This is a genomic window from Streptomyces sp. NPDC031111, assembly GCF_055570675.1.
On the sequence record NZ_JBVIGS010000013.1, the window covers coordinates 52,164 to 73,061 of the forward strand.

Below are 20,898 nucleotides of genomic sequence, written 5' to 3' on the forward strand. Positions count from 1 at the left end.
CCCGACCATGCGGGAGTTCATCGTCGAGGCCGACGGCGGGTCGCGGGGCAACCCGGGGCCCGCGGGCTACGGGGCCGTGGTGAGCGACGCGGCGACGGGGGAGACCCTCGTGGAGGCGGCCGAGTACATCGGGGTCGCCACGAACAACGTCGCCGAGTACGGGGGCCTGCTGGCCGGCCTGCGCGCCGCGCGGGAGCTGGACCCGGAGGCCGTGGTCCACGTACGGATGGACTCCAAGCTCGTCATCGAGCAGATGACGGGCCGCTGGAAGATCAAGCACCCCGCGATGAAGCCGCTCGCGGCGGAGGCGGCGCGGGTCTTCCCGCGGGAGCGGGTCACGTACGAGTGGATCCCCCGCGAGCGGAACAAGCACGCCGACCGCCTGGCCAACGAGGCGATGGACGCGGGCAAGCGGGGCGAGCAGTGGTCGCCCGCGACGTCACGGGCCGCCCTGGACTCCCCGCCGGCCCGTCCGCTGACACCCGAGCCGTCGGGCCCACCCGGCGACGCGACGGCGGGCGCGGCGAGGGTCCGCGCCGCCCTGGCATCCGGAGCCTCCGCCACGGACGCGGGCGCGCGGACGCCGGGGTCCGGAGCCCGCGACGCCTCCGACGCCCCGGAGGCCGGGGCGCCGGGGTCCGATGCCTCTGCTCCGGGCGTTGCGGAACGTCCGACTGGTGACGTCACCGATGTCGGGGCCGATCGTGGCAAGGCTGACGCCGATATCCGTGCGGCGCGGGCCGCGGCCACCCCCGGTGCCGGGTGGGGCCCCGCCGATATGGGGCCGCCGGCCACCTTCGTCCTGCTCCGGCACGGGGAGACCCCGCTGACCCCGCAGAAGCGTTTCTCGGGCAGCGGCGGCAGCGATCCCTCCCTCTCCGACGTCGGCCGGGAACAGGCCGCGAAGGTCGCCGAGTTCCTCGCCCGGCGCGGCACCGTCCAGGCCGTCGTCGCGTCCCCCCTCGCCCGTACCCGCGAGACCGCCCGTATCGTCGCCGCCCGTCTCGGTCTCGACGTGACCGTGGAGGACGGGCTGCGCGAGACCGACTTCGGCGCGTGGGAGGGCCTCACCTTCGGCGAGGTCCGCGAACGCCACCCCGACGACCTGAACGCCTGGCTGTCCTCCCCGGACGCCGAACCCACCGGCGGCGGCGAGAGCTTCGCCGCCACCGCCACCCGGATCGCCGCCACCCGCGACAAGCTGACCGCCGCCTACGCCGGCCGCACGGTCCTGCTCGTCACCCATGTGACGCCGATCAAGACGTTCGTACGCCTCGCCCTGGGCGCCCCGCCCGAGGCGCTGTTCCGCATGGAACTGTCGGCGGCCTCGCTCTCCGCCGTGGCGTACTACGCCGACGGCAACGCCAGCGTCCGCCTGTTCAACGAGACCTCGCACCTGCGCTGAGCCCCGCCGCCTCGCGGGCCAGCCCTTCCACCCGCGCCCAGTCCCGGGCGGTCACCGCGTCCGCCGGAAGCATCCAGCTCCCGCCCACACAGCCGACGTTGGGCAGGGCGAGATAGTCCGGTGCGGAGTCGGGCCCGATCCCCCCGGTCGGGCAGAAGCGGGCCTGGGGGAGCGGCCCGGCGAGCGACTTCAGATACGCCGTCCCGCCCGCGGCCTGCGCCGGGAAGAACTTCATCTCCCGCACCCCGCGCTCAAGCAGCGCCACCACTTCGGAAGCAGTTGACACCCCTGGCAGGAACGGCACCCCGGACGCCCGCATGGCCTCCAGCAGTACGTCCGTCCACCCCGGGCTGACCAGGAACCCCGCCCCGGCCCGCACGGCCTCGCCCACCTGCGCCGGCGTGATCACCGTCCCGGCCCCGACCACGGCGTCCGGCACCTCACCGGCGATCGCGCGGATCGCGTCGAGCGCGGCGGGCGTCCGCAGGGTCACCTCGATCGCGGGCAGGCCCCCGGCCACCAGCGCACGCGCCAGCGGTACGGCGTCGGCGGCGTCCTCGATGACGACGACGGGCACGACGGGGGCGAGATCGAGGACCGAGGAGGAGGGCAGGGGAGAGCGCATGACGTCATCCTGCCCATCCCGGTGCGCGATGCGCAAAGGGTGTTGCGCATGTTGCAATGAGGCGTTCAGTGCACCTCGTCCACCAGCACGTCCAGCGACCACGCCGTTCCCGCCCTGGCCGGTGCCGCCGCCTCCACCTCGTACCCGAGGTCCCGCAGCGCCTCCACGAGCCCGGCGGGGTCCTTCGGCGCGGCCCCGGCCGTCAGCAGGCTCCGTACGATCCGCCCCTTGGTCGCCTTGTTGAAGTGGCTGACGACCTTCCGGGTCGGCGCGTGCAGCACGCGTACGGTCGCCGTCCGCCCGGCCACCTCGCCCTTCGGCTTCCAGGCCGCCGCGTACGCGGCCGACCGCAGGTCAAGGACCAGCCCGTTCCCGGCCGCCTCGGGCAGCACCTCCGCCATCGGCGCACGCCAGTGCCCGCTCAGCGCGCCGAGGCCGGGCAGCTTCACGCCCATCGAGAGGCGGTAGGAGGGGATCCGGTCGGTGACCCGGACCGCGCCCCACAACCCCGAGAACACCAGCAGGGACCGCGCCGCCCGCCGCTTCGCCGCCGCGTCGAGGGACGACAGGTCCAGGGCGTCGTACAGCACCCCGGTGTAGATCTCCCCGGCCGGCCGCGTCCCCGCGGTCCGCAGCCGCGCGTTCTTCGCGACCTCGCCCCGCAGCCCCTCGCTCAGCCCGAGCACCTCGCGCGCCTTGTCCTCGTCACCGGTGCACAGGTCCACCAGCTCGGCGAGGGCGGCCTCCCGCGCGGCGGCCAGCCCCGGCAGCGACAGCGACTCGGGCTTCAGCGGGGCACCGCGGCCGGAAGCGGCCTTGCCTTCGGACGGCGGCAGCAGGACAAGCACACGTACTCCTTCTGGTAGAGCTCGCCAGTCAGGGTACGGCGTGGGTCAGGGCGTCCAGTTCGGCGCCGTAGAGCAGGGCCGGGTCGAACCCCATGCCCGTGAAGTGGCCCGCGAGCTCCAGGGAGAGGACGCCGTGCAGCCGGGTCCAGAAGGACAGCGCGCGGCGCAGCGCGGCGGGGTCCGCGGGATGGTCGCCCGCCCACTCCCGGTGCGCGGCGAGATGGCCGTCGAGGCCGGTACCGTCCGCCGGTCCCTCCACGAGCCGGGCCGCGTCCAGGAGGGTCGCCATGATCTCGCGGGCGGTGGTGGTGACGTCGTCGGGGGCGTGGTAGCCGGGGACGGGTGTGCCGTAGATCAGGAAGTAGCGCTGGGGGTCCTCGATCGCCCAGTCGCGCAGCGCCCGCCCCAGCCCGGCCAGGTCCGCGCCGGACGCGGCGGCGGCGCGGAAGGCGTCGGCGAGGCCCCGGTAGGCGTCCCGGATCAGCTCGGTGATCAGTTCGTCGCGGCCGGCGAAGTAGCGGTACAGCGCGGGACCGCTCAGGCCCATCTGCTTGGCGATGGCGTTCAGCGACAGCCCCGGCGCGCCCGAGATGGCGATCTGCTCCCAGGCGCGCTCCTTGATCTCCGCGCGCACCTGGGCGCGGTACCGCTCGCGGGGCGTCTCCCTGCCTTTGGCGTCCTTCGCCACCACGTGCCGTGTCCCTCCGGTCCTGCGACAGCTGTCCGGTTAGACGCTATCACCGGAGAGAGGGGTTGCAGCGAGCGCGCGTACGAGTCCGTCGGAGTCGTCCGCGTGGAAGCGGACCACGCGGAGCTCGCGGCGGCGGCCGAGGAAGGTGACATGGGTGACCGGCTCGGCGAGCTCGACCGTGACGGTCGTCTGCGAACCGATCGCGAGATCCAGCTCGCCGTCGGCCGGCTCGTGCGTCATCCGCAGCTCACGCCGGACCGAGGCGATCCGCTCCAGCGGGATCCGCAGATCCACGTGCACGGCACGGCGGATCCGCAGCACGCCGGCGTCCAGGACATGCGGGCGTACGACGGACGCGGCGTGCAGGGCGATGACGAAGACGACGGTGTACACGTCCAGGAAGAGCACCACCGCGTGCACGGTCGGCCAGTCGCTCAGCAGCACGGACATCGCCACCGTCTCGACCACGCACACGAACGCGAACCCGTACATCATGGCCGCCTGCCCGCGCGCGTACCCGAACGCCGTACCGCCGCCCAGACCGTGCGTACGCCGGGCCGCCCACAGCCCGAGACTCGTCATCAGCCGCAGCTCGTGCCGGGCGACGCTCCAGGCGACCCGCGCCAGTCTCCTCACGACCGTCCCTCCGCGAGGATCCGCAGTGTGCGGCGGATGGCCTCCGCCTGAGCCGGCGGGAAGTCGGCGTAGAAGGCCCGCAGGAAGGTGTCGGCCTCACCGTCGCCCGCCCCCTCCGGGACCATCTCGGCCGGCACGCACTCGGCGAGGGCACGGGCCGCCTCCTCCACCCGGGGATCGTCCGGATCGGCGTCGGCGAGCGCGTCGAGCATTCCGTACACGGCACGCACCCGCTCCGCCCCGCCCGGCGCGCCCACCACCCCGCCGAGCAGCCCCATCAGCCGCTCCCGGTCCTCCGGCGCCGCCGCGGTCTCCAGGAGCGCGAGCATCTCGCGGTCCTTGACCGCCATGGGGGAGTCGGACAGATGGGCCGTGTCCCGGAACAGCGCGGCCAGCTCGGGGGAGACCGGCCCCTCGACGGTCAGCCCGTCCCCCGCCTCCAGCAGGCCCCGCAGCCGCGCCCGCCGCTCCCGGATCGCGGCCTCCTGCCGCGCCAGATCCTCGTCCAGCTCCGTCAGCACCTCGACGAGATCCTTCCCGGCCTCGTCCGCGAGCACGTCCCGCACCTCCGAGAGCCCCAGCCCCAGCTCGGTCAGCCGCCTGATCCGCGCGAGGACGACGGCGTGCCGCAGGGTGTAGTCCCGGTACCCGTTGCCCAGCCGATCCGGCTCCGGCAACAGCCCCGACTGGTGGTAGTGCCGCACCGTCCGCGTGGTCACACCGACGGCCGCGGCGAGTTCTCCGATCCGCATGCCCCCAGTAGAAACGTTGCCGCTGCGACAGGGTCAAGCGAACCGTGGGTCCTCCCCGAGCCCCTCGCCTTCGATCTGGACACCGTCGACTTCCTCTGATCCCCTGTGGTCGGGGGTGTGCGGTGACGGACGTACGGGAACAGGCCCGCTGGACCAGGGCGCGGCTCGGCCGGTGCGGGCCGCCCCTCGATCTGCTCACCGCCCGCTTCAGCCGGCACGAGTACGCCCCCCACGCGCACGACGAGTTCACGGTCGGCGTCACCGTCGGCGGGCTCGAGACCATCGACTACCGCGGCGGGCGCATCGTGTCCGGGCCGGGCTCGATCGTCGTCCTCGAACCCGGTGAGATGCACACCGGAGGCCCCGCCGCCCCCGACGGCTACTCCTACCGCGCCCTCTACGCCGCCCCCGCCCTCCTCACCGACGGCACGCTCGGCCCCGGCCTCCCGCACTTCCGGGAACCCGTCCTCGACGACCCCGAACTGGCCACCGCACTGCGCCGCGCGCACACGGACGTGAGCTCCTGCCCGGACCCCCTGGAGGCCGAGTCCCGCATCCCCTGGCTGCTCACCGCCCTCGCCCGCCGCCACTCCACGGCCCGCGCCGCCGACGACACGGTGCCCGGCGCCGGCACCGTCGCCCTGGCCGTCCGCGACCGTCTCGCCGACGAACTCCTCGCCCCGCCCTCCCTCGCCGCGCTCGCCGCCGACCTGGGCCTCTCCCGCTACCAGCTGCTCCGCGCCTTCCGTACGACGATGGGGGTGCCCCCGTACGCCTGGCTCGCCCAGTACCGGGTGACCAGGGCCCGCGCGCTCCTGGAGGCCGGACTGCGCCCCGCCGAGGTGGCCGGTCTCGTCGGCTTCGCCGACCAGGCGCACCTCACCCGCTGGTTCCGCCGCGTCCTGGGGGTGACCCCGGCGGCGTACCGCAACAGCGTTCAAGACACCGCACGCTGACCGGACCCACACTCACCGCATGACTGCACGTGGCTGGCTCCTCTTCTCCCTGATGGGAGTGGTCTGGGGCATCCCCTATCTGATGATCAAGGTGGCGGTGGACGAGGTCTCCCCGTCGGCGGTGGTGTTCACTCGCTGCGCGATCGGCGCCGCCCTCCTGCTCCCCTTCGCCCTGCGCCAACCCGGCCTGGCCCGGAACCTGCGGACCCACTGGAAGCCGATGCTGGCGTTCGCGGTCATCGAGATCATCGGCCCCTGGTACACCCTCACCGACGCCGAACGCCACCTCTCCAGCTCCACGGCGGGCCTGCTGATCGCGGGCGTACCGATCGCCGGCGTCCTGCTGGCCCGCTTCTTCGGCGCCGCGGAGTCGCTGGGCGCCCGCCGGATCACGGGTCTCGCGCTCGGTCTCGGCGGCGTCGCCGTCCTCACCGTCCCCCACCTGGCCGGCGGCGACGCCCTGTCCCTGGCGGAGGTGCTGGTGACGGTGATCGGCTACGCCACGGCCCCCCTGATCGCCAACCGCCACCTCAAGGACGTCCCGACGCTGCACCTCATCACGCCCTGCCTGGCCCTGGCCGCCCTGGTCTACGCCCCGGCGGCGGCCGTGACCCGCCCCGCGGCCCTGCCCTCGTCCGAGACCCTCGCCGCCCTGGCCGCCCTCGGGGTGGTCTGCACGGCGGTGGCCTTCGTGGCCTTCCTGGAACTGATCAAGGAGGCCGGCCCGATCCGCGCGTCGGTGATCACGTACGTCAATCCGGCCATCGCGGTGGCCGCCGGCGCGCTCTTCCTGGACGAACGCCTGACCGCCTCCGTCCTGGGCGCGTTCGCCCTGATCCTCACCGGCTCGGTCCTGGCGACGGCCGCCGCGCCGAAGCCCCGCTCACGCCCGGTACCATGGTCGACACGGCAGACGAGCCGGGCGGGCGGCCGCGTGGAGTCCCTCACGGGACTTCCCGAGGAACGTCCGGGCTCCACAGGGCAGGGTGGTGGCTAACGGCCACCCGGGGTGACCCGCGGGACAGTGCCACAGAAAGCAGACCGCCGGGGACCTCGGTCCTCGGTAAGGGTGAAACGGTGGTGTAAGAGACCACCAGTGCCCAGGGTGACCTGGGCAGCTAGGTAAACCCCACCCGGAGCAAGGTCAAGAGGAGACGCCTCTTCGGAAGAAAAGGCGTCTCTGCGCGGACGATCGAGGGCTGCCCGCCCGAGTCCGCGGGTGGACCGCACGAGGCCGGCGGCAACGCCGGCCCTAGATGGATGGCCGTCGCCGGCGGGCCCGCGAGGACCCGCCGGAACAGAACCCGGCGTACAGCCCGACTCGTCTGCCGCCCCCTGTGGGCCACTGCCGCAGAACACGCATCGCCAAGGCCCGCAAGCTCACCGAACTGGCCTCCCCCGGTCGCGGTGACGAACTTCCGCGACCTCTCATCTCCGCCGTGCGAGAAGGACTCGCACCGCCGTCATACGCGTATTACGCTACCTTCGTGGCAAAGACGCGGATCAGCATCAGCTTGGAGCAGGACCAGGCCGAACGCATCAGGCAGCACGCGGAACGGGCAGGCATGGACGTCTCGGCGTACCTGGTCCATGCCGCAACGCGCCAGATGGCCGAGAGTGACGCCATAGAGGAACAGTTCGCCGAGGTGGACGCACTCATCGCCCGGGCGGAGCGAGCAGCGGACGGGCTGCCCGCCGAACCCGCCCGGGAACCGGCCGCGAGGCTGACGGAGCAGGAACGCCTCGAAGTCGAGGAGGCCCTGGGGCTCGTCCGCGGTCAGGACCGGCAAGGCCACCGTCCGGGGCATGTCGCGTGAGCGCACGGGTGCCGGTCTACGACACCGGTATGCTCATCGCGCTCGCCGACCGCAAGGCCAAGGCGGTGGCCCTGCACGAGGGACTGCGCGCGGTCCCGCACCGGGCACTGGTGCTCGGTCCGGTCCTCGCCCAGGTGTGGCGCCCTCAGCCTGCGCTGGTGCACGCCTTGTCCGGAGTCCTGAAGGACTGCACGGTTCCTCAGGCCCGTACGTCCGAGCCGCCCATGCGCGAGACGAAGGCCGGCCGGCCGGAGTGCCTGGCCTGTGCGACGGGCCCGGACCTCACGGACTGGCGGCGCATCGGCACCGCCCTGGGGAGGGCGGCCCTGCCGGCGAAGAAACGGCCGGACGCAGTGGACGCCTGGGTGGCCCTGGCAGCCGCCCGGCACGGCAGCGCGGTGATCTTCACCACCGACCCGGGGGACATCCAGGCCTACCTGACGGTTCTCGCGCCGACGGATGTGCATGTGGTCGCCGTTTGACGTGCGGGAGTCACAGCCCCAGGCTGCGGTCCGTGGGTGAACGCGCCCTGCTCGGCCGAATCCAACACGCCCCGGCGGTGCCCGAGCCGTCACGACCCCGCGCTGGACGCGCGCACGCGGAGTTCCGGGAGGATGGATATCTGGCGGCGGGGGCGGGTCGGTTCGGTTATGCGGGCCGTGAGGAGTTCGACGGCGGAGACGCCCACCTCGTGTTTTGAGGGGGCGACGGCGCTGAGGGGCAGGTCGCCGAGGCCCGCGACCTCGTCGTCGTAGGAGACGACGGCCAGGTCGCCGGGGACGGTGAGCGAGCGGGCGTTCAGGCGTTGGAGCAGGACGAGTGCGTCGCCGTCGGGGTGGACGACGGCCGCGTCGATGCGGCCGGACGCCACACCGTTCAGGAAGCGTTCCATCGTGCCGTCGTACTCCGGGGTGCCGGGGCGGTCCATGCCGAGGTCCAAGGGCTCATATTCCAAGGGAACTTCGAGTTCTGCCAGGCGCAGGCCCGCGCGGTAGCCCTCCTCGATCAGCGGGGCGGTGGGGGTGCCGGCGCGGGTCAGGAGCGCGATGCGGCGGCGGCCGTGGGTGGCGAGGTGGTGGACGGCGAGGCGGGCGCCGTAGGCGTGGTCGGTCACCACGTGCTCCACCGCCGGGCCGACCGGCCGGGGGCGCCGCTCCACCAGGACGAGCGGGATGCCGAGGTCCTCGTACCAGGCGGAGTCGGCGCAGGTCTCCGGGCCGGTGGTGGGCGCCAGCAGCAGACCGTCCACGCCCGCCTCGACCATCGCGCGGGCGTGGGCGCGCTCCCCGTCGGCGTCGTACTCGGAGATGCGCAGCAGCAGTCGGGCACCGCGGGCCGCCGCGGTCTCCCGTACGGCTCTGATGACTTCCGGGTAGTAGTAGGTGGCGGACGGGACGATCATGCCGAACGTGAGCTCGCGCGCCGCGTCCAACGGCGCGGGCCCGCCAGCGGGCATGGTGTCGTCGGGGAGCCTGGCGCCGCCGTGCACCCGCACCACCAGTCCGCGCTCGGCGAGGAGTTCGACGTCCTTGCGGACGGTGACGGGTGACACCCGCAGCTCCGCCGCGACCTCGGTGACCCGCACCGAGCCGTGCCGGCGCACCCTGCGCAGGATCGCCTGATGCCTGTCCTCGGCGTGCATAGGGGCCTCCCCGTCAGCGTCGTTGCCTACGGCCGCACCCTACGCGCAGCACTGTCTTTTCCGCACGTCTGCTTTCGAAAAACGAAGAGTTGACGGGATGTGCGCGAAAAGCGTTGTCGATCGATGAAAGCGCGTGCTACAAAACCGCGCACCGCTCCACTCCCCACGCCGCCGGACACCGTCGTGCCGCACCTCCCGGAGGTTCCCCCGTGCCATCAGCCTGGTCCCGCCGCGCCTTCGTCCAGGCCGCCGCAGCCGCGCCGCTCGCCGCAGCCGTCGTCGGCGCCACCGCCTCGCCCGGCCATGCCGCCGAAACCGCCACCGGGAGCGAGGAGTTCGCCGCCCTGCGGGCCAAGTGGCGTGAGCTGATGCTGGGAACGGCGTTCAACCCGGCCGCCGAGCCCTTCCGTACGCTGCTCGCCGACCTCGGCGCGAACGCGCGGACCCACCTCAACGCCATGGTCCCCGCCGCCGGTTCCCTCTGGCCCGACCTCGTCTGGGCCGACCCCGAACCCGACACCGACACCGAGTCCTACGCGTACTCGGCGAGGATCGTCACCAGCTACAACCGGCTGAACACCATGGCCCAGGCCTACTGCCAGCCCGGCACCGGCCTGACCGGCAGCACCGAGGTACGGGACGCCGTCCTCGCCGGCCTCGACCACCTCCACGCCGAGGTCTACAACGAGCGCACCACGCGGTACGGCAACTGGTGGAGCTGGCAGATCGGCGCTCCGCAGTCGCTCATGGACACCTGCGTGCTGCTCCACGACCACCTGACGCGGACCCAGGTCGACAACTTCTGCCGGGCGGTCGACCACTTCGTGCCGGACTCGGTCTTCGACAGCTACACCGGCACCAGCACCGGAGCCAACCGCGTCGACCTGTGCCGAGGCGTCGTCCTGCGCGGCATCGTCGGCGAGAACCCCGACAAGGTCGCCCTCGCCTCGCGCGCCCTCGCCCCGGTCTTCCCGTACGTCACCTCGGGCGACGGCTTCTACGCCGACGGCTCGTTCATCCAGCACCGCAACGTCCCCTACATCGGCGGATACGGAGCGGTGCTCCACGACGGCGTGGGCCGGCTGATGGCGCTGCTGCGCGGGTCGTCCTGGGAGGTCGGCGGCGCCCGGACGTTCCTCGACACCATCGACCGGGCCATCGCCCCGTTCATCCACAACGGCCTGATGATGGACAACGTCTCCTCGCGCGGCATCAGCCGGGCGGGCACCTCCGACCACAGCCGCGCGCATCCCCTGATGGCGACCATCCTCCTCGTCGGGCAGGGCGCGTCGGCGGAGGAGAACGCCCGCTGGCGCGCGATGGTCAAGGGCTGGCTGCGCCGGGACTACCACTACCCGGCGTTGAGCAACCCCGGCCTGGGCCTCACCCGTACGTCCCTGTTGCAGGCGCTCCAGGACGACGACTCGGTGAAGGCCGCCCCAGAACCGGTCGAGCACCGGCTCTTCCACCACATGGCCAGGGCCACCCACCGCCGCCCGGGCTGGGCCGCCTCCGTCTCCATGGCCGCCCGGCACATCGCCCACTACGAGTACGGCAACGGGGAGCACGCCCGCGGCTACCACACCGGCGCCGGCTGGCTCTCCTGGTGGGGTGACGACTTCGGTCTTGAGCAGTACGCGGACGAGTTCTGGCCCACGGTCGACCCCTACCGCCTGCCCGGCATCACCGCCTCCCGCAAGCCGCTCCCGGACGGCGCGGGCGGCAACTGGGGCCAGCCCTGCCCGGACGCCGTCTGGGTCGGCGGCACCACCGACGGACGGTTCGGCGCCACCGGCCAGCACCTCAAGGGGCTGATGAGCACGATGAGCGCCCACAAGTCCTGGTTCTGGCTGGACGACAGCGTCGTCTGCCTCGGGGCGGGCATCTCCTCCGGCGACGGGTTCGCCGTCGAGACGACGATCGACAACCGCAACCTGGGTGCGAAGGGCGCCCCCGCCCTCACCGTCGACGGCACCGTCCAGCCGTCCTCCCAGGGCTGGGCCGCCACCTTCGAGGGCGCGCGGTGGGCGCACATCGCCGGGCAGGCGGGGTACGTCTTCCCCGAGGGGACCGACCTCGGGGCCGTCCGCGAGGAGCGCACCGGGGCCTGGCGGGACATCAACGTCAACGGCCCCGCCACCCCGGTCACCCGCCGCTATCTGACGCTGTTCACCGACCACGGCACCGACCCCGCCGACGCCTCCTACGCCTACGTCCTGCTCCCGGGCTTCGGCGCCGCCGCCACCGCGCGGCGGGCGGCCGACCGGGGGTGGCTGAGGATCCTCGCCAACAGCCGGGAGCAGCAGGGCGTCCGGGTCCCGGGCCTCGGCTTCACCGCCGTCAACTTCTGGGCCCCCGGCACGGTGGGCAAGGTCACCGCGAGTGCTCCCGCCTCCGTGCTGATCCGGGAGAACCGGGACGGCACCGCCACCGTCGTCGTCTCCGACCCCGCGCGCCAGGCCCGTGGCCTGGAGGTCGTCTGGGACCGCGGCGTCGCCGCCGTGCTGTCCAAGCCGCCCACGGTGACGTCGGCCGCGACCGGCTCCGCGCTGAGGCTGGTCTTCGGCGACCTCACCGGTCAGGCCGGCGCCCCGCAGAGGATCACGGTCCGCCTCGCCTGACCGTCCGTCCGACACCCGGGGGCCCGCACCGTACGGGCCCCCACCAAACGAAGCAGGGATGACGATGCCCCCCACACGTATCCGCGCGTTCCGCATGTCCCGCACCGCACTGAGCCTGGCCGCCGGGGCCGCCGCGATGTCGTTCGTCATGGCGACGGACGCCCACGCCGCCGTCCTCTGGGACGGTGACGCCTCCCGGGGGACCGGGGTCTTCGAGGCGGTCCTGTGTCCCTCGCCGGGCGGCGTGAGCGTCAGGAACTGGGGCGACGCGCACGGTGACTTCTTCGAGTTCCTCAAGCCCGCCGGTTCCGAACGCTGCGAGGGCCACAGCATCAACAGGCCCGAACTGCTCCAGAACGACAGGACCCTCTGGTTCGGCTGGGACTCCATGACGAAGACCGGCAACGCCCAAACCGTCTTCCAGTGGAAGTCCAACGGCACCAACGAACAGAACCAGCAGAACTACCCCGTGATCATGAAGGTCGAGAACAGCCGGCTCAAGGTCTGGTACGTCGCGCCGGGTGAACAGTGGATCTCCATCGGCAGTGCCCCGTGGACCCCCGAGTCCTGGCACTCGGTCCAGCTCGGCATCACGACCAGCTCCTCCACCGGCGGCTCGGCCGAGGTCTGGCTGGACGGCAACCGCATCGCCCACGCGACGGGCATACGCACCTGGGACGACCTGGGCAACAAGCCCCGCTGGGGCACCTACGGCACGACCATCACCGACGTCTCCTCGACCAACTGGGTCGACGACCCGACCATGGGCGACACACGCGCGGACGTCGACTGAGGCGTACGTGTTCATTTGATTGTTCGAGCAGAAACGTTCACAAGCGATCGTGGGAGGGCTACACTGCTGGTCAGCCGATGACCATCGACGACGAGGGGGCCCGGTCACGTGCACGCCGAGGAACGGCACCAGGAGATACTGCGACGGCTGCGCGAGCGCGGTTCGGTCCGGGTCACGGAGGTGGCCGCGGAGCTGGGTGTCTCGCCCATCACCGTGCGCCGCGACGTGGAGGCCCTGGCCGAACGCGGTCTCGTCGAGCGGGTGCACGGCGGGGCGGTGCTGCCGGAGACCGCCGGGTCCCGGACGCCCGAGGCCCCGGCCCGGCCGCGCGGCGAGCGGGTCTTCGGCCTGATCGTGCCGGCCGCCGACTACTACTACCCCGAGGTCATCAAGGGCGCGCGGGAGGCAGCCGCCGAGCGCGGCATCCGCCTCGTGCTCGGCATCTCCCAGTACAACCCCGACGAGGAGCGCGCCCAGGCCCGGCAAATGCTCCAGGACGGCATCGACGGGCTGCTGGTCACCCCGTGCGGCCCTGCGGCGGCGCGGCGGTGGCCGGCCGAGCTCGAGGTGCCCTACGTACTGGTGGAACGGCGGCCCGAGGACGACACCACGGGCGCCGAACGCGTGGTCACCGACCATGTGTACGGCGCCCGGATCGCCGTACGCCACCTGGTCGACGGGGACCGCGAGCGGATCGGGCTGCTGCTGCGCGAGGACAGTCCGCACAGCGCGCTCGTCCTCGACGGCTATCGCGGCGGCCTCGCGGCGGCCGGACTGCCGGTGCAGGACCGGGCGTTGTTCCGGCTGCCGCCGCCGGGCGGCGACGCCGCCGAGCGGGAGCGGGTCCTCGTCGCGTTCACCGACGCGGTCGCCGAGGGCCGGCTCGACGCGGCGGTCGTGCACAACGACCACGACGCGATCGTCGTCCTCCAGCGGCTGCGCGCCCGCGGCGTCGAGGTGCCCGACGACGTCGCGATCGTCGCCTACGACGACGAGGTGGCCGCCCTCGCCGACATTCCGCTGACCGCGATCGCCCCGCCGAAGCACGCGGTCGGCGCCGCCGCCGTCGACCTGCTCGACCAGCGGCTCGCCGATCCCTCCCGCCCCCGGCACCGGATCGCGATCCTGCCCGAACTGCACGTGCGCGCATCGAGCGCGTAGCCCGACCCCGCACCACTGGAGAGCCCTCATGTTCGCCATCGCACCCGGGGGTTTCTCCCTCGACGGCCGTCCGCTGCGTCTGCTCTCGGGCGCGCTGCACTACTTCCGCGTCCTGCCCGCCCAGTGGCCGCACCGGCTGCGGATGCTGCGCGCCATGGGCCTGAACACCGTCGAGACGTACGTGCCGTGGAACCTGCACGAGCCGCGGCCCGGCGCGTACGACTTCGACGGCATCGCCGACCTGGACCGCTTCCTCACCGCCACCCGGGAGGCGGGACTGCACGCGATCGTGCGGCCGTCGCCGTACGTCTGCGCCGAGTGGGACAACGGCGGGCTGCCCTGGTGGCTGCTCGCCGATCCCGAGGTGCGTGCGCTGCGCTGCCGGGACGCGGGTTACCTGGCGCACGTCGACCGCTGGTACGACCGGCTCGTGCCCGTGATCGCCCCGCACCAGGTCACGCGGGGCGGCAACGTGCTGATGGTGCAGGTGGAGAACGAGTACGGCTCCTTCGGCACCGACACGGGCCATCTGGAGCACCTGGCCGCCGGGCTGCGCTCGCGCGGCATCGACGTGCCGCTGTTCACCTCGGACGGCCCGGACGACTTCTTCCTGACCGGCGGCACGCTGCCCGGCAGCCTCGCGACCGTGAACTTCGGCAGCCGCGCCGACGAGGCGTTCGCCTCGCTGGCCCGGCTGCGGCCGGACGACCCCGCGATGTGCATGGAGTTCTGGTGCGGCTGGTTCGACCACTGGGGCACGGAGCACGTGGTCCGCGAGCCGGGGGACGCCGCGGACACGCTGGCCGAGATCCTGCGGTCGGGGGCGTCCGTCAACGTCTACATGGCGCACGGCGGCACCAACTTCTCCACCTGGGCGGGCGCCAACACCGCCGACCCGGCGACCGGCGAGCGCTACCAGCCCACGGTCACCTCGTACGACTACGACGCGCCGATCGACGAACGCGGCGGCGTCACGGAGAAGTTCCACGCGTTCCGGAAGGTGCTGGAGCAGTACGCCGACGGGCCGCTGCCGGACCCCGAGCCGCCGGCTCCCCTGCTGCCGTCGGCCCGCGTCGCCCTGACCGGGTCCCTGCGGCTGTTCGACGTACTGGACGAACTGGCGGGCCCGGAGACCGAGTCGCCGCTGCCACCCTCCTTCGAGGAACTCGGCATCGGGCAGGGGCTGGTGCTGTACACCGGGCGGATACCGGGCCCCCGGCAGCCGTACCCGCTGTCGGTGCAGGGGCTGGCCGACCGGGCGCACGTCTACCTCGACGGGGCGCCGGCCGGGGTCCTGGAACGGGACGCGACCGAGACGCTGCCCGACGTCCCCGTACCCGGGGACGGGCGGCGCGTGGAACTGCTCGTGGAGTCCATGGGGCGGGTCAACTACGGAGCCGGGCTCGGCGAGCGCAAGGGCGTGCGGCGGGTGCTGCACACCCAGCAGATCCTGCACGGCTGGCGGGCCCGCGCCGTGGAGCTGGGGCACGGGACGCCGGAACGGCTGCGCTGGGACACCGACGCGCCGGGGGAGTCGTCGCGCGGCCCGGTGTTCCTGCGGGGCCACCTGGACGTCGCCGAGCCCGCTGACGCCCATCTGGCGCTGCCCGGCGCCGGCAAGGGCTATGTGTGGGTCAACGGCTTCTGCCTGGGCCGCTACTGGTCCTCGCGAGGCCCACAGCGCACGCTCTACCTGCCCTGGCCGCTGCTGCGCGCGGGGCGCAACGAGATCGTCGTACTGGAGCTGGACGCGGACGCCGGCACGGTCCCCGCGGCCGTGGAGACACGGGACGCCCCCGACCTCGGCTGAGCCGCACCGCCCCCGCTCGCCCCAGCATGTTCGTTTCCCGTCCCCGAACCCTGAAACGAACACAATGGAGATCGAAGTTCAAACATCACTGTTTGATTGTTCGTTTCCTATTGACTCTGATCGCACTTGGCCGAAAGATGTGCGTCATTCACACCGAGCTCCTCAGGAGTCAGCAATGAAGCCGTCCTCCCCCGCTCTCGCCGCCACGGCGGCGTGCCTCGCCCTCCTCGCCACCGCCTGCGGCGGCCAGGACCAGAGCGAGGCGGGCGCCGGCACCGCCGACAAGCCCGTCGAGATCACCTACTGGTCCTGGATGCCCGGCACCAAGGAGATGGCCGCCGAGTTCAACCGGACCCACGAGAACATCAAGGTCGAGTTCTCCGAGATACCGGCGGGCCTCAACGGCGGCTACGACAAGATCGCCAAGGCTGTGAAGGCGGGCAACGCCCCCGACGTCGTCAACGTCGAGTACCAGGCGCTGCCCGACCTGGTCACCCAGGGCCTGCTCCGCGACTCCACGGCGGAACTCGGCGAGGCCGTCGAGGACTACGCCCCCGAATCCGTGAGCAGCCTGGTCACCCTCGGCGGGAAGACCTGGGCCGCCCCCTACGACGTCGGCCCGCAGACCCTCTACTACCGCAAGGACCTGTTCGCCGAGTACGGCGTCGAGGTGCCCGAGACCTGGGACGAGTTCGAGGCCGCCGCCAAGAAGGTGAAGACCGCCTCCAAGGGCAAGGCCCGCATCCTGGACTTCTGGGGCGACGACGTCGCCACCTGGGCCGGACTCGCCCAGCAGGCGGGCGCCCGTTGGTACGGCTCCAGCGGTGACGCCTGGCAGGTCGACATGACCGACGACGCCACCAAGAAGGTCGCCGACTACTGGAAGGACCTGGTCAAGAACGACCTGGTCCTCAACCACAAGGCATGGAGCCCCGAGGCCACGAAGGCCGTCACCGACTCCCGGGCCATCGCCCTGATCGGCGCGTCCTGGAGCGCCGGCGGCCTCAAGACCACCTACCCCAAGCAGGACGGCAAGTGGGCCGAGGCCCCGCTGCCCCACTGGGGCACGCCCGCCACCGGCGCCGTCGGCGGCTCGTCGTTCGCCCTTTCCAAGGACACGAAGAAGGCGGAGGCCGCGGCCGAGTTCGCCCTCTGGGCCACCACGAACGAGGCGGCCGTCAAGTCCCGTCTCGCGGCCGGCACCTCCAGCGGTCTGCCCGCCGCCGAGAAGCTGCGCGGCACCGCCAAGGAGTCCTTCGACGCCTCCTTCTTCGGCGGCCAGGACATCTACGAGGTGGCCGGCTCCCAGGTGCCCCTGATCGCCGAGGGCTGGGTGTGGAGCCCGGTGCACAACTCCACCTCGCTGACGCTCCAGACCGAACTGGGCAAGGCCCAGAAGACCGGCGAGTTCTGGCCGGCGTTCCAGGCGGGCCGGAGCGCGGCCGAGAAGTCGATCACCGATCGCGGGCTCAAGCTCGCCAAGTGACGTAACGCCCCGAGAGCCCGGCTCCCCGCGTGGAGCCGGGCCCGGCAGCAAGGAGCCCCACCCCCATGGCATCGACCCGGCCGGGCCGCGGACGGCACGCCGCGCCCGCCCTCTTCCTCGCCCCGTTCCTGATCCTGTTCGCCGCCACCCTGCTCGCCCCGATCGGCTACGCGATCTGGATGAGCCTGTACCGGGAGCAGGCGACCTCCGGACTCGGCTTCGGCGGCACGCAGAACCTGTTCGTCGGCATCGACAACTACCTGCGCGCCCTCGACGACCCGGGCTTCCGCCGGGGCTTCGCGCACATCGCGCTGTACTGCCTGATCTACATCCCCGTGATGGTGGGCGGAGCCCTCGCGCTGGCGCTGCTGGTGGACTCCGCGCTGGCCCGCGCCAAGCGGTTCTTCCAGCTGGCCTACTTCCTGCCGCACGCGGTGCCGGGACTGATCGCCGCGATCATGTGGGGCTTCCTGTACACACCGGGGCTCAGCCCCGTCATCGACTTCCTGTCCGTCTTCGGCGCGGACTGGGACCTGCTCGGACCCGACGCGGTCGTGTTCTCCATGGCCAACGCCGCCACCTGGCAGTGGATCGGCTACAACATGGTGATCTTCTACGCGGCGCTCCAGGCCGTGCCGCGCGAGACCCTCGAAGCCGCCGTGGTCGACGGAGCGGGCCAGCTGCGCACCGCCTGGTCGGTGAAGCTGCCGATGATCCGCTCCTCGGTCGTCCTCACCACGCTGTTCACCGCCGTCGGCGCGATCCAGCTGTTCAACGAGCCCGAGGTGCTGCGCAGCCGGTCCTCGGCGATCTCGCCCGACTGGAGCCCGGTCATGTTCATCTACCAGGCCGCCTTCACCGAGCACGACTACGGCCTCGCCGCCGCGGCGTCCCTGCTGCTCGCGGTGCTCGGCGCCGTGCTCTCCTTCGCCATCACCAAGCTCGGCAACCGCTGGAAGGAGGCGTGACCGTGGCACTCGACACCACCACCCCGACCGCGCCCGTCACCGCGGCCAAGGCCGCCGCGCCGCGCCCGCAGCCCCCGGCCCGCAGGTCCTCCTGGTCGTCCAAGGCCCTCGTCAACACGGTCCTCGCGATCGTCGCCGTCTACACCCTGATGCCGCTGAGCTGGCTGCTGGTCAACGCCACGAAGAACAACGGCGACCTGTTCGGCAGCCCCGGCTTCCGGTTCGGCGAGTTCAACCTGTTCGGCAACATCGCCGACCTCTTCGCGTACCAGGACGGCGTGTTCGGCCGCTGGATGCTCAACAGCCTGCTGTACTCGGTGCTCGGCGCCCTCGTCTCCACGCTCATCTCCCTGCTCGCGGGGTACGCCTTCGCGACGTACTCCTTCCCCGGCCGGGAGAAGGTGTACGGGCTGGTGCTGCTCGGCATCCTGGTGCCGCCCACGGTCGTCTCCCTGCCGATGTACCTGCTCGCCTCCGAGGCCGGCCTCGTCAACACGTACTGGGCGGTGCTGATCCCGAGCCTGGTCAACCCCTTCGGCGTGTACCTGGCCAGGGTGTTCGCCGAGGCGTACGTGCCGCACGAGACCCTGGAGGCGGCCCGCATGGACGGCGCGGGCGAACTGCGCGTGTTCGGCTCGGTGGCCCTGCCGATGCTGTCGCCGGCCTTCGTGACCATCTTCCTGTTCACCTTCACCGGCAGCTGGAACAACTTCTTCCTGCCCCTGGTGATGCTCAACGACTCGTCCCTGTACCCGGTGGGCCTCGGCCTGTTCAGCTGGAACGCCGTCCTGCCGCAGGAGCCGCAGCTGTACGCGCTCGTCGTCACGGGTTCGCTGCTGTCCGTCGTTCCGCTCGCCGTCGCCTTCCTCACGCTGCAGCGTCACTGGCGTTCCGGCCTGACCGCGGGAGCCGTCAAGTGACCCCCCAGCCCCTCCGCCGCCCCCGCACCGTCCTGGCGATGGACACGCCCGTCCACGAGGCGCTGTTCGACCGGGCGGCGCTCGACCGGCTGGCGGCGCTCGCCGACACCGACCCGTCGTTCGTCGTCCGGGACTTCGCCGACACCGGCGCCGCCGGCGCCCTCGCGGAGGCGGAGGTGCTGCTGACCGGGTGGGGATGCCCGCCGCTGACCGGCGACGCCCTGGCCCGGATGCCGAAGCTGCGCGCGGTGATCCACGCGGCGGGCTCGGTCAAGCACCATGTCACGGACGCCTGCTGGGAGCGCGGGATCACCGTCGCCTCGGCCGCCGCCGCCAACGCCCTGCCGGTGGCCGAGTACACGGTCGCCGCGATCCTCTTCTCCGGCAAGCGCGTCCTGCACGCAGCCCGCGTCTACCGCGAGAAGCGCACCTGGGTGAACGCCCTCGACGTCATCGGCACGGGCGGCAACCACCGCCACACCGTCGGCGTCGTCGGAGCGTCCCGCATCGGCCGCCGGGTGATCGAACTGCTGCGCCCGTACGACCTGCGGATCCTGCTCCACGACCCGTACGTCGACGAGGACGAGGTGAGGGCCCTCGGCGCCGAACCGGCCTCCCTGGACGTGCTGGCCGAGACCAGCGACACCGTCACCATCCACGCGCCCGAACTCCCGGAGACGCACCACCTGTTCGACCGCTGCCGCCTCGCCCTCCTCCGGGACGGCGCGACCCTGGTCAACACCGCGCGCGGCTCCCTGGTCGACACCGCCGCGCTGACCGAGGAACTGGTGTCCGGCCGGCTGAACGCGGTCCTGGACGTGACGGACCCCGAGATCCTCCCGCCGGAATCTCCCCTGTACGACCTGCCGAACGTCCTGCTCACCCCGCACATCGCGGGCTCCCTCGGCAACGAACTCGGCCGCATGACGCACGCCGCGCTGGACGAACTGGAGCGCTACGCGAGCGGACTGCCGTACACCGAACCGGTCCACCCGGAACAGCTCACCCGCTCGGCGTGACCCGGGAGCGCCGGGCCGGGCCCCGGACCTTACTTCCCCGGCGTACGGCCCGACTCGTCTGCCGCCAAGGGCGCTAGCCCTCAAGGGGCCGGTCGTTCATGTGAGCGCCGTAGTAGGCCGCCTGGCGGGCCATGATGGTGCTCATCGGGGTGTCGGCGGGGACGCCGTAGACCGTGCCCTCGAAGTCGAGGCCGCGCTGGATCTCCCAGATCTCCTCGTGCCGGTCGGGGGAGTACGGCTCGGCCGGGTCTCCGACCGCGACCCAGCCGATCGGTACCAGGCCGCCGGGGCGCAGCCGTGAGTTGACGTGCAACACGCTGTTGATCCGCAGCTCGGAGCCCGCCCCCGCCACGGCACCGGGGAACATCGAGACGCCGGTCGCCACGAAGACCCCGTCCTCGACGGTCGCCCCGTTGATGTGGGCGTGGGGGCCGATCAGCACCGCGTCACCCAGCACCGCCGGATGCCCGCTGCGGCCGCGGATCAGGGCGTTCTCCATGACGACCACGTTCTCCCCCGTCCGCACCTCACCGTCCTCGGCGGTGAGCACCGCACCATGCAGGACGCGTGCGTGCTCGCCCAGGACGACCCCACCGCAGAGGACTGCCGAGGGGGCGACATACGCGGACTCGGGAACCACAGGACTTCTGCCGCGATGCTCGAGCAACATGGCCGGAGTCTAGGGGCGGACCCGGCCGGGTTCGAGGTGTGCGCCGGGCGAGTCCGCCGGCGTGCACGGATGGGTGTG

The 20,898-nt window shown here is 72.4% G+C and carries 19 protein-coding genes, 1 other RNA gene and 1 pseudogene; 14 read left to right on the forward strand and 7 right to left on the reverse strand.

What is annotated here, in order from left to right; all coding sequences use genetic code 11:
• The first annotated feature begins 7 nt into the window (after positions 1 to 7).
• Positions 8 to 1,405 carry a bifunctional RNase H/acid phosphatase gene (locus ACZ470_RS25650; RefSeq protein ID WP_468430815.1) on the forward strand — a complete coding sequence of 466 codons (1,398 nt, stop codon included), beginning with the start codon at positions 8 to 10 and terminating at the stop codon, positions 1,403 to 1,405.
• On the opposite strand, the gene ACZ470_RS25655 is transcribed toward ACZ470_RS25650, so the two are convergent.
• The 5 genes from ACZ470_RS25655 to ACZ470_RS25675 all read right to left on the reverse strand — a co-directional run bounded on the left by ACZ470_RS25655 (position 1,380) and on the right by ACZ470_RS25675 (position 4,957).
• A complete protein-coding gene (locus ACZ470_RS25655) occupies positions 1,380 to 2,030 on the reverse strand; it encodes a bifunctional 4-hydroxy-2-oxoglutarate aldolase/2-dehydro-3-deoxy-phosphogluconate aldolase (protein ID WP_468430816.1) in 651 nt (216 codons plus the stop codon). The two genes, ACZ470_RS25650 and ACZ470_RS25655, sit on opposite strands and share 26 nt — an antisense overlap.
• Before the next feature lie 65 nt (positions 2,031 to 2,095).
• Positions 2,096 to 2,878, reverse strand: a complete 783-nt coding sequence (gene yaaA / locus ACZ470_RS25660) for a peroxide stress protein YaaA (RefSeq protein WP_468430818.1) — start codon at positions 2,876 to 2,878, stop codon at positions 2,096 to 2,098.
• A gap of 28 nt (positions 2,879 to 2,906) precedes the next feature.
• The gene (locus tag ACZ470_RS25665; RefSeq protein ID WP_468430819.1) at positions 2,907 to 3,569 is read right to left on the reverse strand and encodes a TetR/AcrR family transcriptional regulator; all 663 of its coding nucleotides are present in this window, start codon (positions 3,567 to 3,569) and stop codon (positions 2,907 to 2,909) included.
• Between the two features lie 36 nt (positions 3,570 to 3,605).
• Positions 3,606 to 4,151 carry a hypothetical protein gene (locus ACZ470_RS25670; protein WP_468431038.1) on the reverse strand — a complete coding sequence of 182 codons (546 nt, stop codon included), beginning with the start codon at positions 4,149 to 4,151 and terminating at the stop codon, positions 3,606 to 3,608.
• 50 nt (positions 4,152 to 4,201) lie between these two features.
• Positions 4,202 to 4,957, reverse strand: coding sequence for a MerR family transcriptional regulator (locus ACZ470_RS25675; RefSeq protein ID WP_468430821.1), 756 nt, complete (start codon positions 4,955 to 4,957; stop codon positions 4,202 to 4,204).
• 122 nt (positions 4,958 to 5,079) lie between these two features.
• On the opposite strand from ACZ470_RS25675, the gene ACZ470_RS25680 reads away from it, so the two are divergent.
• The 5 genes and pseudogenes from ACZ470_RS25680 (at position 5,080) to ACZ470_RS25700 (ending at position 8,212) form a co-directional block, all read left to right on the forward strand.
• Positions 5,080 to 5,913, forward strand: a complete 834-nt coding sequence (locus ACZ470_RS25680) for an AraC family transcriptional regulator (RefSeq protein ID WP_468430823.1) — start codon at positions 5,080 to 5,082, stop codon at positions 5,911 to 5,913.
• 82 nt (positions 5,914 to 5,995) lie between these two features.
• Positions 5,996 to 6,712, forward strand: a pseudogene (locus ACZ470_RS25685) (DMT family transporter); the annotation flags it as partial.
• A gap of 115 nt (positions 6,713 to 6,827) precedes the next feature.
• An RNA gene (rnpB, locus tag ACZ470_RS25690) (RNase P RNA component class A) lies at positions 6,828 to 7,241 on the forward strand.
• Between the two features lie 159 nt (positions 7,242 to 7,400).
• A complete protein-coding gene (locus ACZ470_RS25695; RefSeq protein ID WP_468430824.1) occupies positions 7,401 to 7,730 on the forward strand; it encodes a plasmid mobilization protein in 330 nt (109 codons plus the stop codon).
• The gene (locus ACZ470_RS25700; RefSeq protein WP_468430826.1) at positions 7,727 to 8,212 is read left to right on the forward strand and encodes a hypothetical protein; all 486 of its coding nucleotides are present in this window, start codon (positions 7,727 to 7,729) and stop codon (positions 8,210 to 8,212) included. The genes ACZ470_RS25695 and ACZ470_RS25700 overlap by 4 nt, the downstream gene beginning before the upstream one ends.
• An 89-nt stretch (positions 8,213 to 8,301) precedes the next feature.
• On the opposite strand, the gene ACZ470_RS25705 is transcribed toward ACZ470_RS25700, so the two are convergent.
• Positions 8,302 to 9,372 carry a LacI family DNA-binding transcriptional regulator gene (locus ACZ470_RS25705; RefSeq protein ID WP_468430827.1) on the reverse strand — a complete coding sequence of 357 codons (1,071 nt, stop codon included), beginning with the start codon at positions 9,370 to 9,372 and terminating at the stop codon, positions 8,302 to 8,304.
• A gap of 209 nt (positions 9,373 to 9,581) precedes the next feature.
• On the opposite strand from ACZ470_RS25705, the gene ACZ470_RS25710 reads away from it, so the two are divergent.
• The 8 genes from ACZ470_RS25710 to ACZ470_RS25745 all read left to right on the forward strand — a co-directional run bounded on the left by ACZ470_RS25710 (position 9,582) and on the right by ACZ470_RS25745 (position 20,150).
• The gene (locus tag ACZ470_RS25710; protein WP_468430829.1) at positions 9,582 to 11,993 is read left to right on the forward strand and encodes a polysaccharide lyase 8 family protein; all 2,412 of its coding nucleotides are present in this window, start codon (positions 9,582 to 9,584) and stop codon (positions 11,991 to 11,993) included.
• 64 nt (positions 11,994 to 12,057) lie between these two features.
• Positions 12,058 to 12,786, forward strand: coding sequence for a heparin lyase I family protein (locus tag ACZ470_RS25715; RefSeq protein ID WP_468430830.1), 729 nt, complete (start codon positions 12,058 to 12,060; stop codon positions 12,784 to 12,786).
• A gap of 108 nt (positions 12,787 to 12,894) precedes the next feature.
• Entirely contained in the window at positions 12,895 to 13,947 is a 1,053-nt protein-coding gene (locus ACZ470_RS25720; protein WP_468430832.1) for a LacI family DNA-binding transcriptional regulator, read from the forward strand.
• A 28-nt stretch (positions 13,948 to 13,975) separates the two neighbouring features.
• Positions 13,976 to 15,757: a beta-galactosidase gene (locus ACZ470_RS25725; RefSeq protein ID WP_468430833.1), complete on the forward strand. Its 1,782-nt coding sequence runs from the start codon at positions 13,976 to 13,978 to the stop codon at positions 15,755 to 15,757.
• Positions 15,758 to 15,932: 175 nt separating this feature from the next.
• Positions 15,933 to 17,243, forward strand: a complete 1,311-nt coding sequence (locus ACZ470_RS25730) for an ABC transporter substrate-binding protein (RefSeq protein WP_468430835.1) — start codon at positions 15,933 to 15,935, stop codon at positions 17,241 to 17,243.
• Positions 17,244 to 17,308: 65 nt separating this feature from the next.
• On the forward strand, positions 17,309 to 18,211 hold the full coding sequence (locus tag ACZ470_RS25735; RefSeq protein WP_468430836.1) for a carbohydrate ABC transporter permease: 903 nt from the start codon (positions 17,309 to 17,311) through the stop codon (positions 18,209 to 18,211).
• 2 nt (positions 18,212 to 18,213) lie between these two features.
• A complete protein-coding gene (locus ACZ470_RS25740) occupies positions 18,214 to 19,131 on the forward strand; it encodes a carbohydrate ABC transporter permease (protein ID WP_468430838.1) in 918 nt (305 codons plus the stop codon).
• A gap of 38 nt (positions 19,132 to 19,169) precedes the next feature.
• Complete coding sequence (locus tag ACZ470_RS25745; RefSeq protein WP_468431040.1) at positions 19,170 to 20,150, forward strand: hydroxyacid dehydrogenase; 981 nt, start codon at positions 19,170 to 19,172, stop codon at positions 20,148 to 20,150.
• A 73-nt stretch (positions 20,151 to 20,223) separates the two neighbouring features.
• Here the strand turns inward: ACZ470_RS25745 and ACZ470_RS25750 are convergent, their stop codons facing one another.
• Positions 20,224 to 20,820, reverse strand: a complete 597-nt coding sequence (locus ACZ470_RS25750) for a gamma carbonic anhydrase family protein (protein WP_468430839.1) — start codon at positions 20,818 to 20,820, stop codon at positions 20,224 to 20,226.
• Between the last annotated feature and the right edge of the window lie 78 nt (positions 20,821 to 20,898).